Raw genomic sequence first — 19,107 nt, 5'->3', positions numbered from 1 at the left:
CAGCCGGCTCGGCCGCGTGGCGACGCGGGGGATGTTCGCGCGATGGGTGCGGTGGCGAAGCTGCGGGGTTGAGGCCGGGTGCCCCGACCCCGCCGTCGGTCAGAGCCGGCGCGGCGCTTCGATGCCGAGCAGTTCCAGGCCGAGCACGAGCGTGCGCGACGTGAGCGTCGCCAGCTGCACCCGCGACGCCCGCAGCTCCGGCGTCTCGGCGGTGAGGACCGGGCACTGCTCGTAGAAGCGGGAGAAGGTCACGGCCGTCTCGTAGAGGTACGTACACAGCTTGTGCGGCGCGTACGCGCTGGTCGCCGAGCGGAGGGCTTCGCCGAAGCGCAGCAGCGTGAGGGCGAGGGCGCGTTCGGCCGGCTCGGCCAGGGTCACCGGCGCGGCCACGCTCTGGTCGCCGGCCTTCGCGAGGATCGACTCGATCCGCGCGTGCGCGTACTGCAGGTAGACCGAGGTGTTGCCGTCCTTGGCCAGCATGCGGTCCCAGTCGAAGACGTAGTCGCGCTCGCGGTCGCCGGAGAGGTCGGCGTACTTCACCGCGCCGATGCCCACGGCGCGCGCCACCTCGCGCTGTTCGGCCTCGCTGAGCTCACTGCGTTCGGCGACGACGCCGGCGGCCTGCGCGACGGCCTCGACCAGCAGGTCGGCGAGCTTGATCGTCTCGCCGGCGCGCGTGCGCATCACCTTGCCGTCTGCGCCGAGCACGGAGCCGAAGCCGATGTGCTCGGCGTGCACGCCGTCGAGCCAGCCCGCGGCGCGGCAGACGGCGAAGAGCATCGCGAAGTGCTGGGCCTGCGGCGTGCCGACGACGTAAAGCAGGTCGGTGGCGCCGCGTTCGGTGGTCCAGTACTTCGCGGTGGCGAGGTCGGTGGCCGCGTAGCCGTAGCCGCCGTCGCGCTTGCGCACGATCAGCGGCAGCCGGTCGCCTTCGCGGTTGTGGAAGCCTTCGGGGAACACGCAGACGGCGCCGTCGCTGAGCTCGGTGAGGCCGTCGGCCTCCAGCTCGTCGACGACCTTGGCGAGGTAGGGGTTGTAGAAGCTCTCGCCGTAGATGTCTTCGTCGGTGAGCGTGATGCCGAGCAGGTGGTAGACCTCGTTGAAGTGGCGGGTGGACTCGTCGACGAGCCCCTGCCACGTGGCGAGCGTCTCGGCGTCGCCGCTCTGCAGTTTCACGACGCGCTCGCGCGAGCGCGTGGCGAACGCTTCGTCGGAGTCGAACTTCCGGCGCGCGGCCTGGTAGAACTCGTTGAGGTCGCCGATGCCGCTGGGCCCGGCGGGCGGTTCGTCGAGCAGGTGCTCGATGAGCATGCCGAAGGGGGTGCCCCAGTCGCCGAGGTGGTTGTGGGGCAGCACTTCGTGGCCGGCGAAGCGCAGCAACCGCACGATCGCGTCGCCGATCACCGACGAACGCAGGTGCCCGACGTGCATTTCCTTCGCGACGTTCGGGCTGCTGTAGTCGAGCGCGATGCGCTTTCGGTGCGTGGCGGGCTCGACGCCGAGCCGTGGGTCATCGCTGAGCGCGTCGACGCCGGCTTCGAGCCATTCGCGGCGGAGCACGAAGTTGAGGAAGCCGGGGCCGGCGATCTCGGGCGGCTCGGCGAGGTCGGTGATCTCGAGGTGTTCGACGATGGCGGCGGCGACCTCGCGCGGCGGGCGGCCGAGGCGTTTGCCCAGGCTCATCGCGAGGTTGCACTGGTAGTCGACGCCGTCGCGGGTCGAGACGGCGATGAGCGCGTCGGCCGGGGCGATGTCGACGTCGAGCGCGCGGTGGAGGGCGTCCACCACGCGTCGGGCGAGTTCCTCACTAACCTCGGGCTTGCGCACGGTGTCCCTCCTTCTTCGCGTAGCCGGTTCGCCGCAGCGTAGCGACTCCGCCGGAGCGCGCTCGAAGGGATTACCGCAGTTCGCTGCCCTTCGTCTCGGGCAGGCGCAGCACCACGAGGAACGCGATGGCCGCGGCGACCGCGACGTACCAGAAGAACGCCGTGGCCGCGCCCGCCGCGGACAGCGCGCTGAGCACCAGCGGCGCGGTCCCGCCGAACAGCGCGACGGTGAGGTTGTACCAAGCCCCGATGCCCAGCCCGCGCAGCTCGGTGGGGAACAGCTCGCTCATGATCGCGGGCGCCAGCGACGTCATCGCCGTGTAGAGGCCCAGGCCCACGCAGAACACCACGAGCAGCCCGCCGAGCCCGGGCTGCACGAGGAACGACAGCGGCACGATCACCAGCGCTGTCGCCCCCGACCACACGAGCAGCTGCGGCCGGCGCCCGACGCGGTCGGCGAGCGCGCCCATCGGGTACTGCAGCGCCACGAACAGCGCGGTGGCGATCGAGAGCGCGAGGAACACGTCGACGTCGCTCGCCCCGCGCGTCTTCACGGCGAAGGAGGTGAGGGCGCTGAAGAAGGTGTAGTAGCAAAGCGTGGACAGCATCGTGAAGCCCACGAGCTGCCCGACGGCCTTGGGGTGGTGCGTCAGCGTGGTCAGCAACGGCCGCTCGACGCGCCGGGCCTGCTCCTTTTTCTGTTCGAACAGCTCGGTTTCCGCGAGGCTGCGCCGCAACCAGAGGCCCACGAGACCCAGCACCCCGCCCAGCAGGAACGGGATCCGCCAGCCGAACGACGCGAGCTGCGCCTTGTCCATCGTCCGCGCCAGCACGAACCCCAGCACGGTCGCGACCAGCACCGCCGACCCGGTCGAGATGTAGAAGAACGACGAATACCGCCCGCGCCTCTTCGCCGGCGCGATCTCCCCGAGGTACGCCGACGCGTTCGACACCTCACCACCCAGCGACAGCCCCTGCGCGACCCTCGCGACCAGCAACAGCACCGGCGCCAGCCACCCCACCTGCGCGAACGTCGGCAACACGCCGATCGCCACCGACCCGCCCGCCATGAGCGCGATGGTCAGGATCATCGCCGGCTTGCGCCCGTGCACGTCCGCGAGCCGCCCGAGCAGCACCCCACCCAGCGGCCGGAAGAAGAACGCCAGCGCGTAGGTGGCGAACGTGTTGATCAACGCCAGCGCTTCGTTGCCGGAAGGGAAGAACGCGCCCGCGAAGTAGATGCTGAACGTCGCGTAGATCGTCCAGTCGAACCACTCCAGCGCATTCCCGGCACTGGCGGCGAACAACTTCCGCACCGGCAACCGGTGCCTCGTCGCGACCTCCGCCGTCGATCCGCCCATGGCGACCTCCACGTCCCGCTCGGGTGGAGGGCACTGTGCCAGAAATGCCCGGAGATCGGTAGTTCTTCACCGACCGGAAGTGGGTTTGGTTGGTGGCTTCGGCGGTCTGGACCCGCGCGCACGGCCGCCGTTACGGGTGGGGTGGCAACGTCTCGTGTCACCGCCCTTGCATGGTTCGTCGGGTCGTGCGTCGGGGTCAGAAGGTGCTGGCCAACCCGACGTGTCTTCGTGCTGGCCGCCAGCCCACCAGCCTCCGTCGCCGAACGTCGCCGTTGTCTTTGCCGTCGGAACAACGACCTCGCGGGCGCGCGACTTTCCGCGCGAGGCGAGGCGTCGCTGCGGCGTCGGCTCTTGCTGGCCATGCGTCGGCGGCCCGTTCGCCGCGCCTTCGGGCGGCCGGCGCACCACCGGGCCGCCGTCGCGGCGAAGCGGCCGGCGCCACGTGAGGACGGCCTCGGCGCGGCCAGCCAGCCGAGCGGACCATGTCGCGCGGTCGCAGCGCAGTCGCCGCGGTTCCAGTTGGCGGTGACCGAGCGACTGCGGCCGCGGGCGGGCCGGTGCCTTGAGCGCGGAGCGGTCGCAACGGAGTCGCCGCGGTTGCGTTGGCGGTGGCCGAGCGACGGCCGGCTCCCGGGCGGGCCCGGCCCGTGCGCACGGCCGCCGGTTGCCGGTGGGGTGGCGCCGCCGCGTGTCGCGGTCCGCGGGTCGTGCGGCGGGGTCAGGAGGTGCTGGCCAGACCGAAGGGCAACACCGCCTTCGCGCCCGCTTTGCGGAGGAGGCGGGACGCCAGGGTCATGGTCCAGCCGGTGTCGATGACGTCGTCCACGAGGAGGATGGGGCCGGGGGTCTCGGCGAGGCGGGTGGCGACGTCGGCGGGCAGGGAGAGGCGCTGCCAGAGGTCGGCGAGGCGCTGGGCGCTGTTGGCCTGGCGCGGGGGCGGGCCGGCGGAGTCGAGCGTGCCCAGGTGTTCCAGCCGGCCGATGGTGGCGAGCCGCTCCGCGAGGTTGGCGACCAGGACCGGCCGCGTTGCCGACGGCACGGCCACGACGGCCGTCGGGCGTTCGGCCCAGGGCCAGGCCGCCAGGACCTTCACGCAGGCCTGGAACACCGACTCCGGGACCACGTCGTCCACCGCGCCCGGGCCGACGAGCTCGCGCAGCCGCGAGCCCCAGCCGACGTCGGTGAGGCGGCCCAGCACCTGGCCCGGCTCGGCCTGCTCGGTGGCGGCGATGCGGCCCGACAACGGCACGTCGAGACCCTTCATCCCGCTGGGCCACTGCTTGCGCGGCGCCACCTCGACGCCCGGCCGGTCGAGCCGCTCGCGCGTGGCGCCCACGACCTCGTCCGAAACCGCCGTGTCCCAGTGCTGCCCGGTGCAGTTGTCGCAGCGGCCGCACGGCACCGCGTCCGGGTCGTCGAGCTGACGGCGCAGGTACTCCATGCGGCAGCCGGCCGTGGAGAGATAACCGAGCATCGCCGACTGCTCAGCCTCGCGCGCTTTCGCGACCCGGGCGTAGCGGTCGCGGTCGTACTGCCACTCCTGGCCTGTGCTCTCCCAGCCGCCGCGCACGCGCCGGACCGCGCCGTCGACGTCGAGGACCTTCAGCACCATCTCCAGCCGCGAGCGCGACAGCTCCACGGTCGGCTCCAGCGCGGCAGTCGACAGTGGACGGTCGGCGTACGCGAGCGAGTTCAGCACCTGCGACACCCGCAGCTCGTCGGGGAACGCCAGCGAGCCGAAGTACGCCCAGATCGCCTTGTCCTCGCGGCCCGGCAACAGCACGACCTCCGCGCGCTCCACACCGCGGCCCGCGCGCCCGACCTGCTGGTAGTACGCGATCGGCGACGACGGCGCACCCAGGTGCACCACGAACCCGAGGTCCGGCTTGTCGAACCCCATCCCGAGCGCCGACGTGGCCACGAGCGCCTTGACCCGGTTGGCCAGCAGGTCGTCTTCCGCGGCCTGGCGGTCGGCCGGGTCGGTCTTGCCCGTGTACGCCGCCACCGGGTAGCCGCGCTCGCCGAGCAGCGCCGCGACGTCGTGGGCCGCCGCGACCGTGAGGGTGTAGATGATGCCGGACCCCGGCAGCTCGGCCAGGTGCTCGGCGAGCCAGGCCAGGCGCGCCTGGTCCGTCGGCAGCTCGGCCACGGCCAGCCGCAGGCTCTCGCGGTCGAGCGGACCGCGCAGCACGAGCGTGTCGCCGCCGGTGCCGATGCCCAGCTGGTCGGCGACGTCGGTGGCCACGCGGTCGTTGGCCGTCGCCGTGGTGGCCAGCACCGGCACGCCGTCGGGCAGGTCGCCCAGCAGTGTGCGCAGCCGGCGGTAGTCGGGCCGGAAGTCGTGGCCCCAGTCGGAGATGCAGTGCGCCTCGTCGACCACGAGCAGCCCGGCGCTCGCGGTGAGCTTCGGCAGCACGGCGTCGCGGAAATCGGGGTTGTTGAGCCGTTCGGGGCTCACCAGGAGCACGTCGACGTCGCCGGCGACCACCGCCGCCTGCACCTGGTCCCACTCCTGCGCGTTGGCCGAGTTGATGGTGGCCGCGTGGATCCCGGCACGCGCGGCCGCCGAGATCTGGTTGCGCATGAGCGCGAGCAGGGGCGAGACGATGACGGTCGGGCCGGCGCCCTGCTCGCGGAGCAGGGCTGTGGCCAGGAAGTACACGGCCGACTTGCCCCACCCGGTGCGCTGCACGACGAGCGCGCGCCGGTGGTGGGCGACGAGGGCCTCGATCGCCGTCCACTGGTCTTCGCGCAGGGTCGCGGTTTCGCCGGCGAGCGACCGCAGCAGGGTCTCGGCACGCTCGCGAAGGGCTTCGGTGGTGTCCACGTCCCCGGTCTACCCCATGCGACCGACAGAACGGGAGCCGGACGTGGCACGAACGGACCGTCCGCGACCGGATACCCGCAGTTATGTGACTCAAGTCACAATCGAGACTCGCGTAAGGCGCCCCGGATTCCCGGCTCTCCTCGGGCAACCGGTGCCTCTCGGGGGAGGTGACCGGTCGCCCGGCGATGCCCCCTTGACCGCCGGAGCGTGGCGCGCGGGCCCGGCCTCCTCCTGGGGAGCGGGCAGGCCGGGTTCGCGCGTTAGCGACATCGCAGCCCGAACGGGGAGCCCTCGCGCGCCCGCGCGTATAGGCTCACCGGCTATGTCACCACGCCGGATCGGGGTCATGGGCGGCACGTTCGACCCCGTGCACCACGGTCACCTCGTCGCGGCCAGCGAGGTCCAGTCGCGCTTCGCGCTGGACGAGGTCATCTTCGTCCCGACCGGGCAGCCGTGGCAGAAGTCCGAGCGCGTCGTGACCCGGGCCGAGGACCGCTACCTGATGACGGTGATCGCCACCGCGTCCAACCCGGTGTTCTCCGTGAGCCGCGTCGACATCGACCGCGGCGGTCAGACCTACACCGTCGACACGCTGCGGGACCTGCACGAGGAGTACCCGGACGACCAGCTGTTCTTCATCACGGGCGCCGACGCGCTGGAGCAGATCCTCACCTGGCACAAGGCCGACGAGCTGTTCGACTTCGCGCACTTCATCGGCGTCACGCGGCCCGGCTACCGACTCAACTCCCACCACCTGCCGAGCGGCAAGGTCAGCCTCGTCGAGGTCACGGCGATGGCGATCTCGTCCACCGCGTGCCGCGAACGGGTGGAGCGCGGCGAGCCCGTCTGGTACCTCGTGCCCGACGGCGTGGTCCGCTACATCGCCAAGAAGGACCTGTACCGCAAAGACCGAGGTGAGTGACCGGGTACCCTCGTCCGGGCGTACCCCGAACCCTGAAGGAGCACTGTGGCAGCGACGTCCGAGGCACGAGAGCTGGCCGTCGCGGCCGCGCACGCGGCAGCCGACAAGCTGGCCAGCGACGTGGTCGTGCTGGACGTGTCCGACCAGCTCGTGATCACCGACGCGTTCGTGATCGCGTCCGCGCCCAACGAGCGGCAGGTCGGTGCGATCGTCGACAACGTCGAGGAGAAGCTGCGCATCGGCGGGCACAAGCCGGTCCGCCGTGAAGGGGCCCGCGAGGGCCGCTGGGTGCTGCTGGACTACGTCGACGTCGTCGTCCACGTGCAGCACCAGGAAGAGCGCTCGTTCTACGGCCTGGAGCGGCTGTGGAAGGACTGCCCGCGCATCGAGGTCGAAGGGCTCGAGCCCGCCGCCGCGGCCGATCGCGACGCCGCCGCGGACAGCGCGGACGGTCTGGACGCGTGAGCCTGAAGCGGCTGCTGCTCTGGCGGCACGGCGAGACGGACTACAACGCCGCCGGCCGCATGCAGGGCCACCTCGACTCCGCGCTGACCCCGGTCGGCTGGAACCAGGCGCGCTTCGCCGTACCCGCGCTCGCGCGGTTCTCACCCGACCTCGTGATCGCGTCGGATCTGCACCGCGCCACCGACACGGCCACGGTGCTCACCGAAGCGATCGGCGTGCCGTTGCGCATCGACAAGCGCCTGCGCGAGACGCACCTGGGCGAGTGGCAGGGCATGACCGGCCCCGAGGTCGACGCCGCGTATCCCGGAGAGCGCGACAAGTGGCGCACCGACGCGGCGTGGGCGCCTCCGGGCGGGGAGTCCCGAGTGGACGTCGCCGGCCGCGCGGGCGAGGTCGTGAACGACCTGCTGCAGCCGAATTCCGACGCCGGCGAGTCGGTGCTGCTCGCGTCGCACGGCGGCCTGATCGTGGCGCTCACGGCGAAGCTGCTCGGCCTGCCGATCGAGATCTGGCCCTTGCTCGGCGGGATCATGAACTGCCACTGGGTGGAGCTCGGCCGCCGCGACGACGCCTGGCGGCTGTATGCCTACAACGCGGGGATCACCGGCTGATCGATGGGCCCGCACCTGCTCGTCTTCGGTGATTCGCTGAGCTTTCACGGACCGGTCGGTCCCTGTGCCGCCGACGAACCACGCCTGTGGCCCAACGTCGCGGCCACCGCGCTCGACGGGCACGCCGACGTGGTCGCCGGCATCGGCTGGACCGCGCGCGACGTGTGGTGGTCGCTGACCGGAGATCCGCGCGTGTGGGCCGATCTGCACCACGCGGACGCCGTCGTGCTGGCGATCGGCAGCATGGACACGCTCCCGTCGCCGCTGCCGACCTACCTCCGCACCGGCTTGCGTTACCTCCGTCCCGACGGCGTGCGCCGCGTCGTGCGCGGTGCGTATCTGGCCGCGCAGCCGCGGTTGTCCGTCGTGTTGCGGGGCCGGCCGGTGGTGCTGCCGGCGAAGCTGACCGTGCACTACCTGGACCTCGCTGTGGAGGCGTTGCGCGTGCTGAGGCCCGAGCTGCCGATCTTCGGGATGCTGCCGTCGGTGCACCGCGCCGACGCGTACGGCCGCGTCCACACCGCCCGCCCCGCCGCGGCCGCCGCGATGGCCGATTGGGGCGCGCGCCTGGACGTGCCCCTGCTCGATCTCCCCGCAGTCGTGGGTGATCACGTGCTCGGCGGCGAGGGCAACCCCGACGGCATGCACTGGGGCTGGGCGGGCCACGAAGCAGTCGGCACGGCCATGGCGAAGCTGATGACACCGGCTTTGCGCCCCGGCCACGTAGGCTGACGGCGTGTCGGTCGCCGTGGTCACGGACTCCACCGCCCACTTGCCGGAGGGCTTCGCCGACCGGCACTCGGTGCGCGTGGTGCCTCTGCATGTCCTCGTGGACGGCGCCGTCTCCTACGACGGCACCGAGATGGGCCCGGCCGCCCTCGCGGAAGCGCTGGGGGAGCGCAAAATCGTCACCACCTCACGGCCCACGCCCGCCGAGTTCGCGACCGTCTTCCGGGCCGCGCTCGACGACGGCGCCGAGTCCGTGGTGTCGGTGCACCTGTCCAAAGAGCTCTCCGGCACGTGGGAAGCCGCCGTGCTCGCCGCGCAGGAGGTCGGTCCCGATCTCGTGCGCGTGGTCGACTCGCGCACCACGGCCATGGGGCTCGGGTTCGCCGCGTTGCACGCCGCGATCGCCGCCACCGCGGGAAAGTCGGCGGTCGACGTCGAGGCGGCCGCGGTCGACGCCGCCGGGCGCTCGTCCACGCTCTTCGTGGTCGAGACCCTCGAGCACCTGCGCCGAGGTGGCCGGATCGGGCCCGCCGCGGCGCTGCTGGGCACGGCGCTCGCGGTGAAGCCGGTGTTGCACATGTCCGAAGGCCGCATCCTTCCGCTGGAAAAGGTCCGGACCATGAACCGGGCCATGGCACGGCTGGTCGAGCTGGCCGTGGCGGCGGCCGGCGAAGGCCCGGTCGAGCTCGCCGTGCACCACCTCGCCTCGCCGGAACGAGCCGTCGAGCTGGCCAACCGCCTGGAGGAAGCCGTGCCCGGCTGCGCAGGCGGCTGCGTGGTCTCGGAGCTGGGTGCCGTGATCGGCGCGCACACCGGACCGGGCGTGCTCGGCGTGGTCGTGCAGCGCGAGCGGTGATCCTCCTTGGCCGGTAAGGGTTTCAGCCCTTACCGGTGGTGAAGCCCGCGAGGAACAGCTCCAGCCACCGCGCCCGCACTGCCGGCTCGACGTCCGTCGGCGCCGTGAGGATGAGCAGGTAGAAGTCGTCGGCCGTCACGTCGTCGCGCAGCTTGCCGTCGCGCTGGGCGGCCTCGATCATCCGAGTCGTGGCCGCGCGGCTGCGGCTTTCCTGCTCGGGCGTGAGGTACTCCGCCCCCACGTTCTGCGCCGCGGCCTTCACCGCCCGGTCCGCGGCCGCCGCCTCGACGATGTGGCTGACCAGCGCCGAGATCTCGCCCATCGCGTCGGCCCCGCCGGCCACCCGTTGCGCCGCCGCCTCGATCGCTTCGGTGATCAGCTGGCTGTGCTCGCCGATCACCGCCGTGACGAGGTCGGTTTTCGTCGGGAAGTGCCGGTACAACGTGCCGACGGCGACCCCCGCGGCCTCGGCGATCGTGTCCATCGGGACGTCGGGGCCGAGCCGGGTGATCTGCTCCCGCGCCGCGTCGAGGATCTTCGTGCGGTTGCGCACCGCGTCGGCGCGCAGCGGGCGGGACGGCTCCATCGGTTCTCCGGGGTCAGCTCGCGAGCGCCCTCGTGATCAGGGTGTCGAAAGCGCGGTCGGGCAGGGCGCGGCGCAGGAAAATCAAGGGCTTCGCGCCGAAACCCGCAGCGTAACGTGTGCGCGGGCGCCGGGAGGTCGCAGCCTTGGCGACGGTCTTCGCGATCACGGACGGCTGGGACATCATCCGCGCGTTGATGCCCGAGTTCATGCCCTTCGCCAGCTTCCCGGCCAGGTCCGAATATGCGCCCTTGCCCGAGACCTCCGTCATGTGGTCCACGGCGATACCGCCCCACTCTGTCGCGATCCCACCGGGCTCGACCACGACCACGTCGATCCCGAACGGCCGCACCTCCATCCGCAGCGAGTCGGAGAACCCCTCCAACGCGAACTTGGTGCCGTGGTACCAGGCGCCCAGCGGGGTGTAGATCTTGCCGCCCATCGAGGAGATGTTCACGATCCGGCCCGAGCGTTGCGCCCGCATCACCGGCAGCACGAGCTGGATCAGCCGCGCGGCCCCGAAGACGTTCACCTCGAACTGGTAGCGGGCCTCCGACAAGGGCACGTCTTCGACGGCCCCATACGAGCCGTAGCCGGCGTTGTTCACCAGCAGATCGATCCGGCCGGACTCCGCGACGATCGCCGCCACGGCCTTCTCCACCGACTCCTCGTCCGTCACGTCCAGGGCGAGCGTCCGCACCCCACGTTCGGCGAGGTCCGCCATCCGCTCCACCCGCCGCGCGGCGCCATAGACCGTGTAGCCACGCTCCAGCAGCTCCCGCGCGGTGGACTCTCCGATACCCGACGACGCGCCCGTGACCAGGGCGACCTTGGGGGCCATGACCAACACCTCCTGAAGGTGAACCAGTACTCAGGTTTATCATGAGTCACCGTTCACTTTCAACCGGGCGGATTTCACCGGGGTCGTTCTCGGCGGGGTCTCCGTCGACGGCGGCGAACGAGTGGTGCTCGTGCGTCACCACCCAGCGGCCCTGGTCCTTGCGCAGGCCGACGGTCAACCGCAGGTGGTGGTCCGGTGGATCGGCGGGTGTGCCGAAGCGCAGGAGTGCCCAGGCGAACGCCACGTCGTCACCAGCGGTCACGTCGAGCTCCAGGATGGTGAACGTCGCGCCTTCCGCCTGCCAGGCGAAAAACGGCGGCCAGGTCTCGCGGTACGCGTCGATCCCGCGGACGCCTTCGTGGGGCGGCGGGACGTCGAACATCACGATGCCGTCGGAGTGGCCGGTGAGGACGCCGTCGAGATCTCCCGTGTGGACGGCGGTGGCCCAGTTTTCGATCAGGGTGCGGATCTCGGTTTCGTTCGTCACGGTGGGGCCCTTCCCGGTGAGCGCCGTCGAGAGCGGCGATGGGCGACAGCATCGCACCGAGGGCGGACCGGAACGGGCGTTCCGCCGCCGCGGAGGCCGAGTTGTCCACAAGGGGGCAGTTATCCACAGGTCGCCGGATTCGGGCTGGTGGCCGATGTCGATCAGCGCCTAGCGTCGCACGTGTGTTCGAGCAGACCGCCCGTGATCCGGGCACTCCCGTGAACGCCAGGCTCGCCTGGCTGGCCGACCAGCTGGCGGCGGGCCCCCGCACCGTCGGGCCCGGCGGCCGGCTGGTCCGGCGCTGGCTGCCCGGCGGTGCCGACCCGGCCCACCCCGGTCTGCCCGGCGTGCTGAAAAGCCCGCGCGTCCTCGTCGGACTGGGGCTGCTGGTCGTGGCCGTGCTGATCGCCGCGGGGTTCGCGGTGTTCAGCGGGTCGCCCGCGACGGAGGTGGCGCCGTCGCTGCCGAGTGCGAAGACGCACCCTTCCGTCGCGGCACCGGCGTCCTCGACCTCGGCGAAGCTGGTGATCAGCGTAATCGGCCACGTCCGCGCGCCCGGCCTCGTCACCGTTCCGGCCGGCTCACGCGTGGCCGACGCGGTGCGGGCCGCCGGTGGCGCGGACCCCGGCACCGATCTCTCCAGCCTGAACCTCGCCCGCAAGCTCACCGACGGCGAGCAGCTCGCGGTCGGCATCACGGTCGCGTCCTCGGCCCCGGCCGGCGCCGGCGCGGCTCCGCGCAAGCTCGACCTCAACTCGGCCACGCCTGAGCAGCTCGACACCCTGCCCGGCGTCGGCGAGGTCACCGCCGGCCGCATCATCGACTGGCGCACCCAGCACGGCGGCTTCTCCAGCGTCGAACAACTTCGCGACGTCGAAGGCATCGGCGAAAGCAAGTTCGAGAAATTGCGCGAGCAGGTGACGGTCGGATGATGTTCGTCCAGCAGGACGCCGCGCCGTCGTGGCGTGACCACGACCTCCGGCTCGTTCCGGCGGCACTGGCGGCGTGGGGTGGCACGCTGGCGGGCCTGCGGCTCGGGTGGTGGGCGGCCGAGGTTTTCGGAGTGGTGGCCGCGGTTCTGTCGGCCGTGCTGCTCGCGCGGCGGCGTGGGCGGTGGCTCGGCGCGGCCGGCGCGCTGCTGGTGCTGGGGCTCGTCGTGGCGCTGCCGACGGCGTGGCGCATCAGGGGAGCGGAGCAGGACCCGCTCGGCCAAGCCGCGGCGCACGGGGTGACCGCCACGGTCCGTGTCGAGGTCACCGAGCGACCGCGGCCGATCCACAGCGCCGGCTACGCCGATCAGCAGGCGGGCACGCGGTCGGTGGCCATCGACGCCCGGGTGGAATCGGCCACTGTGGACGGTCGGCCGGTGGTGTCCACCGGCCGGGTCCTGCTGCTCGCGCCGGTGGCCGGGTGGGGCGCTCTCCTGCCGGGCCAGGAGGTCACGGCGGCGGGTCGCTTGGCGCCGGCGCGCGGGGGTGAGCTGACGGCCGCGGTCGTCTACCTGCAGGGCGCTCCGGTCGGAGTCACGCGGGCGCCGTGGTGGCAGCGGGCGGCCGCGGCGTTGCGGGTGGGGCTGCACGAGCTGTGCGCGGTGCTGCCGGAAGAGCCGGCGGGGCTGCTGCCCGGACTGGTTCTGGGTGACACGAGTGCGTTGCCGGAGCAGGTCGAGCAGGAGTTCACGGAGTCGGGGCTTACGCACCTGATGGCTGTCAGCGGGGGAAATCTCGCGATTCTGTGCGGCTCGGTGTTGCTGTTGTGCCGGTTGCTGCGCATCGGGCCGCGGGTGTCGGCCGTCGCGGCGGGGTTGTGCCTGGGTGGCTTCCTGATTCTCGTCGGTCCGGCGCCGAGCGTGCTGCGGGCGGGAGTGATGGGCGGGGTGGCGCTGCTGGCGCTGGCTTTGGGCCGGCGTGGCTCCGCGTCGCCGGCGCTGGCGTTCTCGGTGTGCGTGCTGGTCGCGTGGGATCCGGTGATGGCGGCGGACTTCGGGTTCGCGCTGTCGGTGTTCGCGACGGCGGGGCTGGTGCTGCTGGCGCCGAGGTGGGCGGATTCGCTGGTGCGCCGGGGGATTCCGCCGGGGTACGCGGAAGGGATCGCGGTGCCGCTGGCGGCGTTCGTGGTCACCGCGCCGGTGATCGCGGGCATGGCGGGCACGGTGAGCCTCGTCTCGGTGGTGACCAACGTGCTGGCGGCGCCCGTCGTCGCGCCGGTCACGGTGCTCGGGGTGCTGGCCACGGTGGTCGGGCCGTGGTGGCCCGGGGCCGGGCACGTGCTGGTGCACCTGGCCGATCCGGAGGCGCGCTGGCTGATCACCGTCGCACGGCACGGCGCCCGGGCGCCGGGTGCGGTGCTCACGTGGCCGGGTGGCTGGTGGGGCGGGGTGTGCGCGGCCGGGGTGGTGGTCGTGGTGGTGGTCGCGTTCCGGTTCCGGCGCGCGCGGCTGGTGGTGGCGATGGGACTGGTGGCGGTGCTGCTGATCGTGGTGCCGCCGCGGGTGCTCTCGCCCGGCTGGCCGCCGAAGGGCTGGGCGATGGTGGAGTGCGACGTCGGCCAGGGCGACGCCGTGGTGCTGGCCACGGCGGAGGCCGGGCGGGCGGTGGTCGTGGACACCGGGCCGGAGCCGGGGCCGGTGGACGAGTGCCTGCGGCGGCTCGGCGTGGATCGGATCCCGCTGCTGGTGCTCAGCCACCTGCACGCCGACCACATCGGCGGGCTGTCGTCGGTGTTCGACGGCCGCGCCGTGGGGGCGATCGCCGTCGGGCCCGGGCGCGCGCCGGCGTGGGCGTGGCAGCAGGTGTCGCAGGAGGCGGCGACGCACCACGTTCCGTTGCTGGAGCTGAGCGACGGGCAGCGGCTCGACTGGCCGGGGCTGTCGCTCGACGTGCTCGGGCCGCGCTACGTCACGGCGCGGGCGGCCGCTCTGCAGGACGGCACGATGATCAACAACAGTTCCGTGGTGCTGCGCGCGACCACGGCGGCCGGGAGGGTGCTGCTGACCGGAGACGTGGAGCTGGCCGCGCAGGCCGACCTGCTGGCCGAGGGAGTGGACCTGCACGCCGACGTGCTGAAAGTTCCGCACCACGGCAGCAGGTACTCGTTGCCCCAGTTCCTCGAGGCGGTGGGCGCGCGGGCGGCGATGATCAGCGTGGGTGCGGGCAACAGCTACGGGCACCCGGCGAAGTCCACAGTGGACGTGCTGGGCACGTTGGGTGTACTGGTGACGCGGACCGATGTGGACGGTGACACGGCCGTGCTGCCCGGTGCCGGCGGGCCGGCGGTGGCGCGCCGGGGTGAGCCGCGCGGGCCGCCCCGCTAGGGGTGCGGCCCGCGGGCCCGGTCAGCTCAGAGGCCGAGGGCCTTGCTCACGGCCTCGGCCGACGGGGGCACGGTCGCCTTCGGGCCGATGCGGCCTTCGAGGGCGTCGAGCGTCTTGAGGCCGTCGCCGGTGATGAGCAGCACGGTGTCGGCCTCGGGGTCGAGCTTGCCGGTCTCGATGAGCTTCTTCGCCGTCGCGACGGTGACGCCGCCGGCAGTCTCGGTGAAGATGCCTTCGGTGCGCGCGAGCAGCCGGATGCCCTCCACGACCTCCTCGTCGCTCACGTCCTCGATCGCACCGCCGGTGCGGTTGACGACGTCGAGCACGTAGGGGCCGTCGGCGGGGTTGCCGATCGCGAGCGAGCGGGCGATGGTGTCGGGCTTCACGGGCTGGACCACGTCGTGTCCGGCGCGGAAGGCGGCCGAGACGGGGGAGCAGCCGGTGGCCTGCGCACCGAACACCTTGTAGGGGCTGGCTTCCACGAGGCCGAGCTGGCCGAGCTCGCGGAAACCCTTGTCCACCTTGGTCAGCTGCGAGCCCGAGGCGATCGGCACCACGATCTGCTCCGGCAGGCGCCAGCCGAGCTGCTCGGCGACCTCGTAGCCGAGCGTCTTCGAGCCTTCGGAGTAGTAGGGGCGCACGTTGACGTTGACGAACGCCCACGTCGGGTGCTCGCCGGCGAGCTCGGTGGCGAGGCGGTTGACGTCGTCGTAGTTGCCGTCGACGGCGATCAGGTCACCGTCGTAGACGGCGGTGGTGAGGATCTTGGCGCGCTCGAGCGACTTCGGGATCAGCACGACCGACCGCCAGCCGGCGCGGGCCGCGGCGGCGGCCGTCGCGTTGGCCAGGTTGCCGGTCGAGGGACACGCGAGGACCTCGAAGCCGAACTCGCGGGCCGCGGCCAGCGCGACGGCGACCACGCGGTCCTTGAAGGAGTGCGTGGGGTTGCCGGTGTCGTCCTTGACCCACAGGGACTTCAGGCCCAGGGCCTTGGCGAGGCGGTCGGCCTTCACCAGACGGGTGGCGCCGGGTTCGGTGTTCGGGATCTCCTCGACGGTCGAGGGGACGGGAAGGAGCTTCTTGTAGCGCCAGATGTTCTTGGGGCCGGCCTCGATGTCTTCGCGGCGCACGCGGCCGAAGTCGTAGGCGACCTCGAGCGGCGAGAAGTCCTCCGCGGACACGAACTCCGGGGCGAGCGGCTGCCGGTGGCCCTCTTCCTTCGACACCAGTTCGACGGCCGGACCGAGGTCCAGGGTCTTCTTGGGGGAGGTCGTGCCGAGGGTAACGGTCATCGCGAGGTTCCTTTCCTCATCTGCCCCGCAAACGCGGGCCGGAATTGGCACCGTGGTCGTCAGCTATCCCGCAAATTCGGGAAGACAGGCTGTACGCCGGTTGCCGGGGCTTCGTCGGGCCGTTCCCTCTGCCCCTCTGGATGAGCGGTGTTCAGTTGTCGGCGCGCCGCGGTGTTTCCGGTGGAGCTGTGTTTCCGGCGGAGCGGGGCGCTGCCTCGGGTACACCGTACGACATGGCGATCACCTCGTGCCACGGTGGCGGCGCACATCACCGGAGCGGGCGCGGGGCCGGGCGGGTGAGAGGATGGCGGGGTGACCACCGCACCCGCGCCGCTCCACCTCGTCCTCGGTGAGGAAGAACTGCTCATCGAGCGGGCTGTCCGCGCGTCGCTGGACGCCGCGCGGGCCATCGACTCCACGGCCGAGATGACGCGCAACCGGGTGTCCGAACTCACACCGCCCGTGCTCGCCGAGCTGGTGAGTCCTTCGCTGTTCAGCGAGGGGCGGGTCATCGTGCTCGACTCCGCGCACGACATCTCGCAGGAGCTGGCGGACGCGGTGATGGCGTACCTCAAGGCGCCCGCCGACGGGATCGTGCTCGTGGTCGTGCACAACGGCGGCGGGCGCAGCAAGGCGGCCAAGGCGCTGCCCGCGGCGCTGAAAAAGGCGGGCGCGGAGATCACCGAGTGCCCGAAGCTGACGAAGCCGGCCGAGCGCGAGTCGTTCGTGCGCAACGAGGTGCGCCGCGTCGGCGGCAAGATCGACGCCGCGGGCGTGATGGCGCTGATGGACACCGTCGGCTCCGACCTGCGTGAGCTGTCCTCCGCGGCGACGCAGCTCGTCGCCGACACCGGTGGCGTGGTCGACGAGCAGGCCGTGCGCCGCTACCACACCGGCCGCGCCGACGTGACCGGCTTCGCCGTCGCGGAGAAGGCCGTGGGCGGCGACCGCGCGGCGGCCCTGGAGTCGCTGCGCTGGGCCATGCAGCTGGGCGTGCCGCACGTCCTGGTCGCCGACGCCCTCGCCGACGCCGTGCGCACGATCGCCCGCGTGTCCGCCGCCGGCCGCGGCAACCCGAACCAGATGGCCGGCGAGCTGGGCATGCCGCCGTGGAAGATCCGCAAGGCGCAGGGCCAGTCCCGCGGCTGGGGCCAGGACGGCCTCGCCACCGCCATGCGCGTGGTCGCCCGCCTGAACGCCGAGGTCAAGGGCGTGGCGGCCGACGCGGACTACGCCCTGGAACGCGCGGTCGTCGAGGTCGTCGCCGCCAAGGGCGAACGCTGACCCTGCTCGCCTCGGCAGGCCCCGAATCGCCGACCGGTGAGGCTGAACCCGCCGCTCGGGAACGGGCAACGCGCCGGACCCGTACGCAGCCGTGAGGGCGCGCCAGTCCAGGCAGCTGTGTGCGTCGAGAACGGTCGAGAACACACGAAAAAGCCCGGCGACCAGGCGGTCACCGGGCTCTTTCAGGTCTGGCAGGGTGTCGCTGCGATCAGCTCAGAGCTGGTTCGCGCGCTTCGCGAGAGCCGACTTCTTGTTGGCGGCCTGGTTGGCGTGGATGACGCCCTTGGTGACGGCCTTGTCGAGCTTGCGGGCCGCGTCGCGCTGGAGTTCGAGGGCCTTGGTCTTGTCGCCGGAGTCGGCGGCCTCACGGAACTTGCGGATCGCGGTCTTCACCGAGGAGCGGATGGCCAGGTTGCGCTGGCGGGCCTTCTCGTTGGTGGTGATGCGCTTGATCTGGGACTTGATGTTGGCCATGAAGGCGTCCTGCTTTCGTCTCGGTGAAGGTCGCTGCCGCGTCGAAGTGGCTCCGGGCGCCTGGCGTCAAGACAGGCGCGGCCGGGTTTCCTCCCTGACGGAATGCCGCACGGCAACGACGGGAAAGCCTAACAGGCCTGCTCGCGGCCCCCTCGGGCGGCCCGCAGTGATCGGTTCGGCTACCGTGGAGACGGTAGTGCCTAGGGTTCCGCCACCGGTCCGCACGACGCGACCCACCACAACCAGGGCCGGCGGGACAGGTCCGAGCGGCACCATCGGCGCGGCCCGACGCCCGCCGTTCATCTGACGGGACAAAAGCCTGGAGGACCCGGCCTTCCGCGTGCGCGGAAGACCCGAAGGGGTCCGGTGAACACCACAGCTCTGTCGTTCGTCCTCATCGCCGCCGTCGTGCACGCGGGGTGGAACCTCGCGGCCAAGCGCGTCACCTTCGGCGGGCCGCGGTTCGTGTGGCTGTACTACACGGTCTCCGCCGTGGTGTTGCTCCCCGTGACAGTCATCGCACTGCTGGTCGAACCCGAGCGTCCACAGTGGACGTGGCTGCTCGCCGCCGTGGTCACGGCCGTGCTGCACGTGTCGTACGGCACGGTGCTGCAGCGCGGGTACGCCGTGGGCGACCTGTCGATCGTCTACCCGCTCGCGCGCGGCACGGGGCCGCTGCTGTCGGTGCTGGCGGCGGTGCTCGTGCTGCACGAGCACCCCGGCGTGCTGGGCCTGATCGGGGCGTTCCTCGTGGTGGCGGGCGTGCTCGTGATCAGTCTCGGCGGCAGCCAGGCCGACGTCAAAGCGCGCCGCGCCGGCGTGTTCTACGGCGTGCTCACCGGGGCGACCATCGCGGCCTACACGCTGTGGGACGCCCACTCCGTGACGACGCTCGCCGTACCGCCGCTCGTGTACTTCGGCGGCGGCGCGCTGGTGCAGAGCGTGCTGCTGGCGCCCGCGGCCCTGCGTGACCGGGCCGAGGTCGGGAAGCTGTGGCGCGAGCACCGCAAGGAGACGCTGATCGTCGGGCTCGCCTCGCCCGCGGCGTACCTGCTGGTGCTGTACGCGCTGCGGATGGCCCCGGTCAGCCTGGTCGCGCCGGCGCGGGAGCTGTCGATCGTGCTGGGCGGGCTCGCGGCGTGGTTCGTTCTCGGTGAGCGGAACGCGGCACGCCGGCTGGTGGGCTCGGTGGTGGTGCTGGCCGGGATCGTCGCGATTGCGGTGGCCTGAGCCACT

General features: G+C 72.1%; 17 protein-coding genes and 1 riboswitch. Of the genes, 9 read left to right on the top strand and 8 right to left on the bottom strand.

Translation table 11 applies throughout. The features are described 5' to 3' along the window. Positions 1–99: 99 nt before the first annotated feature. The 3 genes from argS to AB0878_RS31595 all read right to left on the bottom strand — a co-directional run bounded on the left by argS (position 100) and on the right by AB0878_RS31595 (position 6,014). A complete protein-coding gene (gene argS, locus AB0878_RS31605; RefSeq protein ID WP_366583870.1) occupies positions 100–1,827 on the bottom strand; it encodes an arginine--tRNA ligase in 1,728 nt (575 codons plus the stop codon). A gap of 70 nt (positions 1,828–1,897) precedes the next feature. Further along, positions 1,898–3,187, bottom strand: a complete 1,290-nt coding sequence (locus AB0878_RS31600; protein ID WP_366583869.1) for an MFS transporter — start codon at positions 3,185–3,187, stop codon at positions 1,898–1,900. A 718-nt stretch (positions 3,188–3,905) separates the two neighbouring features. Continuing rightward, entirely contained in the window at positions 3,906–6,014 is a 2,109-nt protein-coding gene (locus tag AB0878_RS31595; RefSeq protein WP_366583868.1) for a RecQ family ATP-dependent DNA helicase, read from the bottom strand. 322 nt (positions 6,015–6,336) lie between these two features. On the opposite strand from AB0878_RS31595, the gene nadD reads away from it, so the two are divergent. From nadD to AB0878_RS31570, 5 genes are read left to right on the top strand one after another with little or no spacing between them, the layout of a single operon-like run. Then, positions 6,337–6,936: a nicotinate-nucleotide adenylyltransferase gene (gene nadD, locus AB0878_RS31590; RefSeq protein ID WP_366189846.1), complete on the top strand. Its 600-nt coding sequence runs from the start codon at positions 6,337–6,339 to the stop codon at positions 6,934–6,936. A gap of 45 nt (positions 6,937–6,981) precedes the next feature. Then, on the top strand, positions 6,982–7,401 hold the full coding sequence (gene rsfS, locus AB0878_RS31585) for a ribosome silencing factor (RefSeq protein ID WP_364054799.1): 420 nt from the start codon (positions 6,982–6,984) through the stop codon (positions 7,399–7,401). Continuing rightward, positions 7,398–8,012, top strand: coding sequence for a histidine phosphatase family protein (locus tag AB0878_RS31580; RefSeq protein WP_366583867.1), 615 nt, complete (start codon positions 7,398–7,400; stop codon positions 8,010–8,012). Before rsfS ends, AB0878_RS31580 begins: the two co-directional genes overlap by 4 nt. A gap of 3 nt (positions 8,013–8,015) precedes the next feature. Further along, positions 8,016–8,744 (top strand): diglucosylglycerate octanoyltransferase, encoded by a 729-nt coding sequence (octT, locus tag AB0878_RS31575; RefSeq protein ID WP_366583866.1) that lies wholly within the window; start codon positions 8,016–8,018, stop codon positions 8,742–8,744. 4 nt (positions 8,745–8,748) lie between these two features. Further along, positions 8,749–9,597, top strand: a complete 849-nt coding sequence (locus AB0878_RS31570) for a DegV family protein (RefSeq protein WP_366583865.1) — start codon at positions 8,749–8,751, stop codon at positions 9,595–9,597. Positions 9,598–9,619: 22 nt separating this feature from the next. On the opposite strand, the gene AB0878_RS31565 is transcribed toward AB0878_RS31570, so the two are convergent. Genes AB0878_RS31565 through AB0878_RS31555 form a run of 3 tightly spaced genes read right to left on the bottom strand, consistent with a single transcriptional unit; the run spans position 9,620 to position 11,508 of the window. After that, the gene (locus tag AB0878_RS31565; protein WP_366583864.1) at positions 9,620–10,183 is read right to left on the bottom strand and encodes a helix-turn-helix domain-containing protein; all 564 of its coding nucleotides are present in this window, start codon (positions 10,181–10,183) and stop codon (positions 9,620–9,622) included. 13 nt (positions 10,184–10,196) lie between these two features. Next, positions 10,197–11,021, bottom strand: coding sequence for an oxidoreductase (locus AB0878_RS31560; protein ID WP_366583863.1), 825 nt, complete (start codon positions 11,019–11,021; stop codon positions 10,197–10,199). A 46-nt stretch (positions 11,022–11,067) separates the two neighbouring features. Beyond that, a complete protein-coding gene (locus AB0878_RS31555; protein ID WP_366583862.1) occupies positions 11,068–11,508 on the bottom strand; it encodes a nuclear transport factor 2 family protein in 441 nt (146 codons plus the stop codon). Between the two features lie 182 nt (positions 11,509–11,690). Here AB0878_RS31555 and AB0878_RS31550 point away from each other — a divergent pair, with 182 nt between their 5' ends. Together AB0878_RS31550 and AB0878_RS31545 are read left to right on the top strand one after the other, a co-directional pair. Beyond that, positions 11,691–12,440, top strand: coding sequence for a ComEA family DNA-binding protein (locus AB0878_RS31550; RefSeq protein WP_366583861.1), 750 nt, complete (start codon positions 11,691–11,693; stop codon positions 12,438–12,440). Continuing rightward, positions 12,437–14,821 (top strand): ComEC/Rec2 family competence protein, encoded by a 2,385-nt coding sequence (locus AB0878_RS31545; protein ID WP_366583860.1) that lies wholly within the window; start codon positions 12,437–12,439, stop codon positions 14,819–14,821. The genes AB0878_RS31550 and AB0878_RS31545 overlap by 4 nt, the downstream gene beginning before the upstream one ends. Before the next feature lie 26 nt (positions 14,822–14,847). Here the strand turns inward: AB0878_RS31545 and thrC are convergent, their stop codons facing one another. Then, positions 14,848–16,113, bottom strand: coding sequence for a threonine synthase (gene thrC, locus AB0878_RS31540; RefSeq protein WP_366583859.1), 1,266 nt, complete (start codon positions 16,111–16,113; stop codon positions 14,848–14,850). A 13-nt stretch (positions 16,114–16,126) separates the two neighbouring features. After that, positions 16,127–16,260: riboswitch (SAM riboswitch) on the bottom strand. A 165-nt stretch (positions 16,261–16,425) separates the two neighbouring features. Between thrC and holA the strand changes: the two genes are divergently transcribed. Beyond that, a complete protein-coding gene (gene holA / locus AB0878_RS31535; protein WP_366583858.1) occupies positions 16,426–17,397 on the top strand; it encodes a DNA polymerase III subunit delta in 972 nt (323 codons plus the stop codon). 213 nt (positions 17,398–17,610) lie between these two features. Here the strand turns inward: holA and rpsT are convergent, their stop codons facing one another. Then, positions 17,611–17,871, bottom strand: a complete 261-nt coding sequence (gene rpsT, locus AB0878_RS31530; protein WP_220242854.1) for a 30S ribosomal protein S20 — start codon at positions 17,869–17,871, stop codon at positions 17,611–17,613. Positions 17,872–18,237: 366 nt separating this feature from the next. Here rpsT and AB0878_RS31525 point away from each other — a divergent pair, with 366 nt between their 5' ends. Continuing rightward, positions 18,238–19,101: an EamA family transporter gene (locus tag AB0878_RS31525; protein WP_366583857.1), complete on the top strand. Its 864-nt coding sequence runs from the start codon at positions 18,238–18,240 to the stop codon at positions 19,099–19,101. The last annotated feature ends 6 nt before the right edge of the window (positions 19,102–19,107 follow it).

It is taken from the genome of Amycolatopsis sp. NPDC047767, from assembly GCF_040704195.1.
Lineage (GTDB): Bacteria > Actinomycetota > Actinomycetes > Mycobacteriales > Pseudonocardiaceae > Amycolatopsis.
This window is presented reverse-complemented; position numbering and strand designations above follow the sequence as displayed.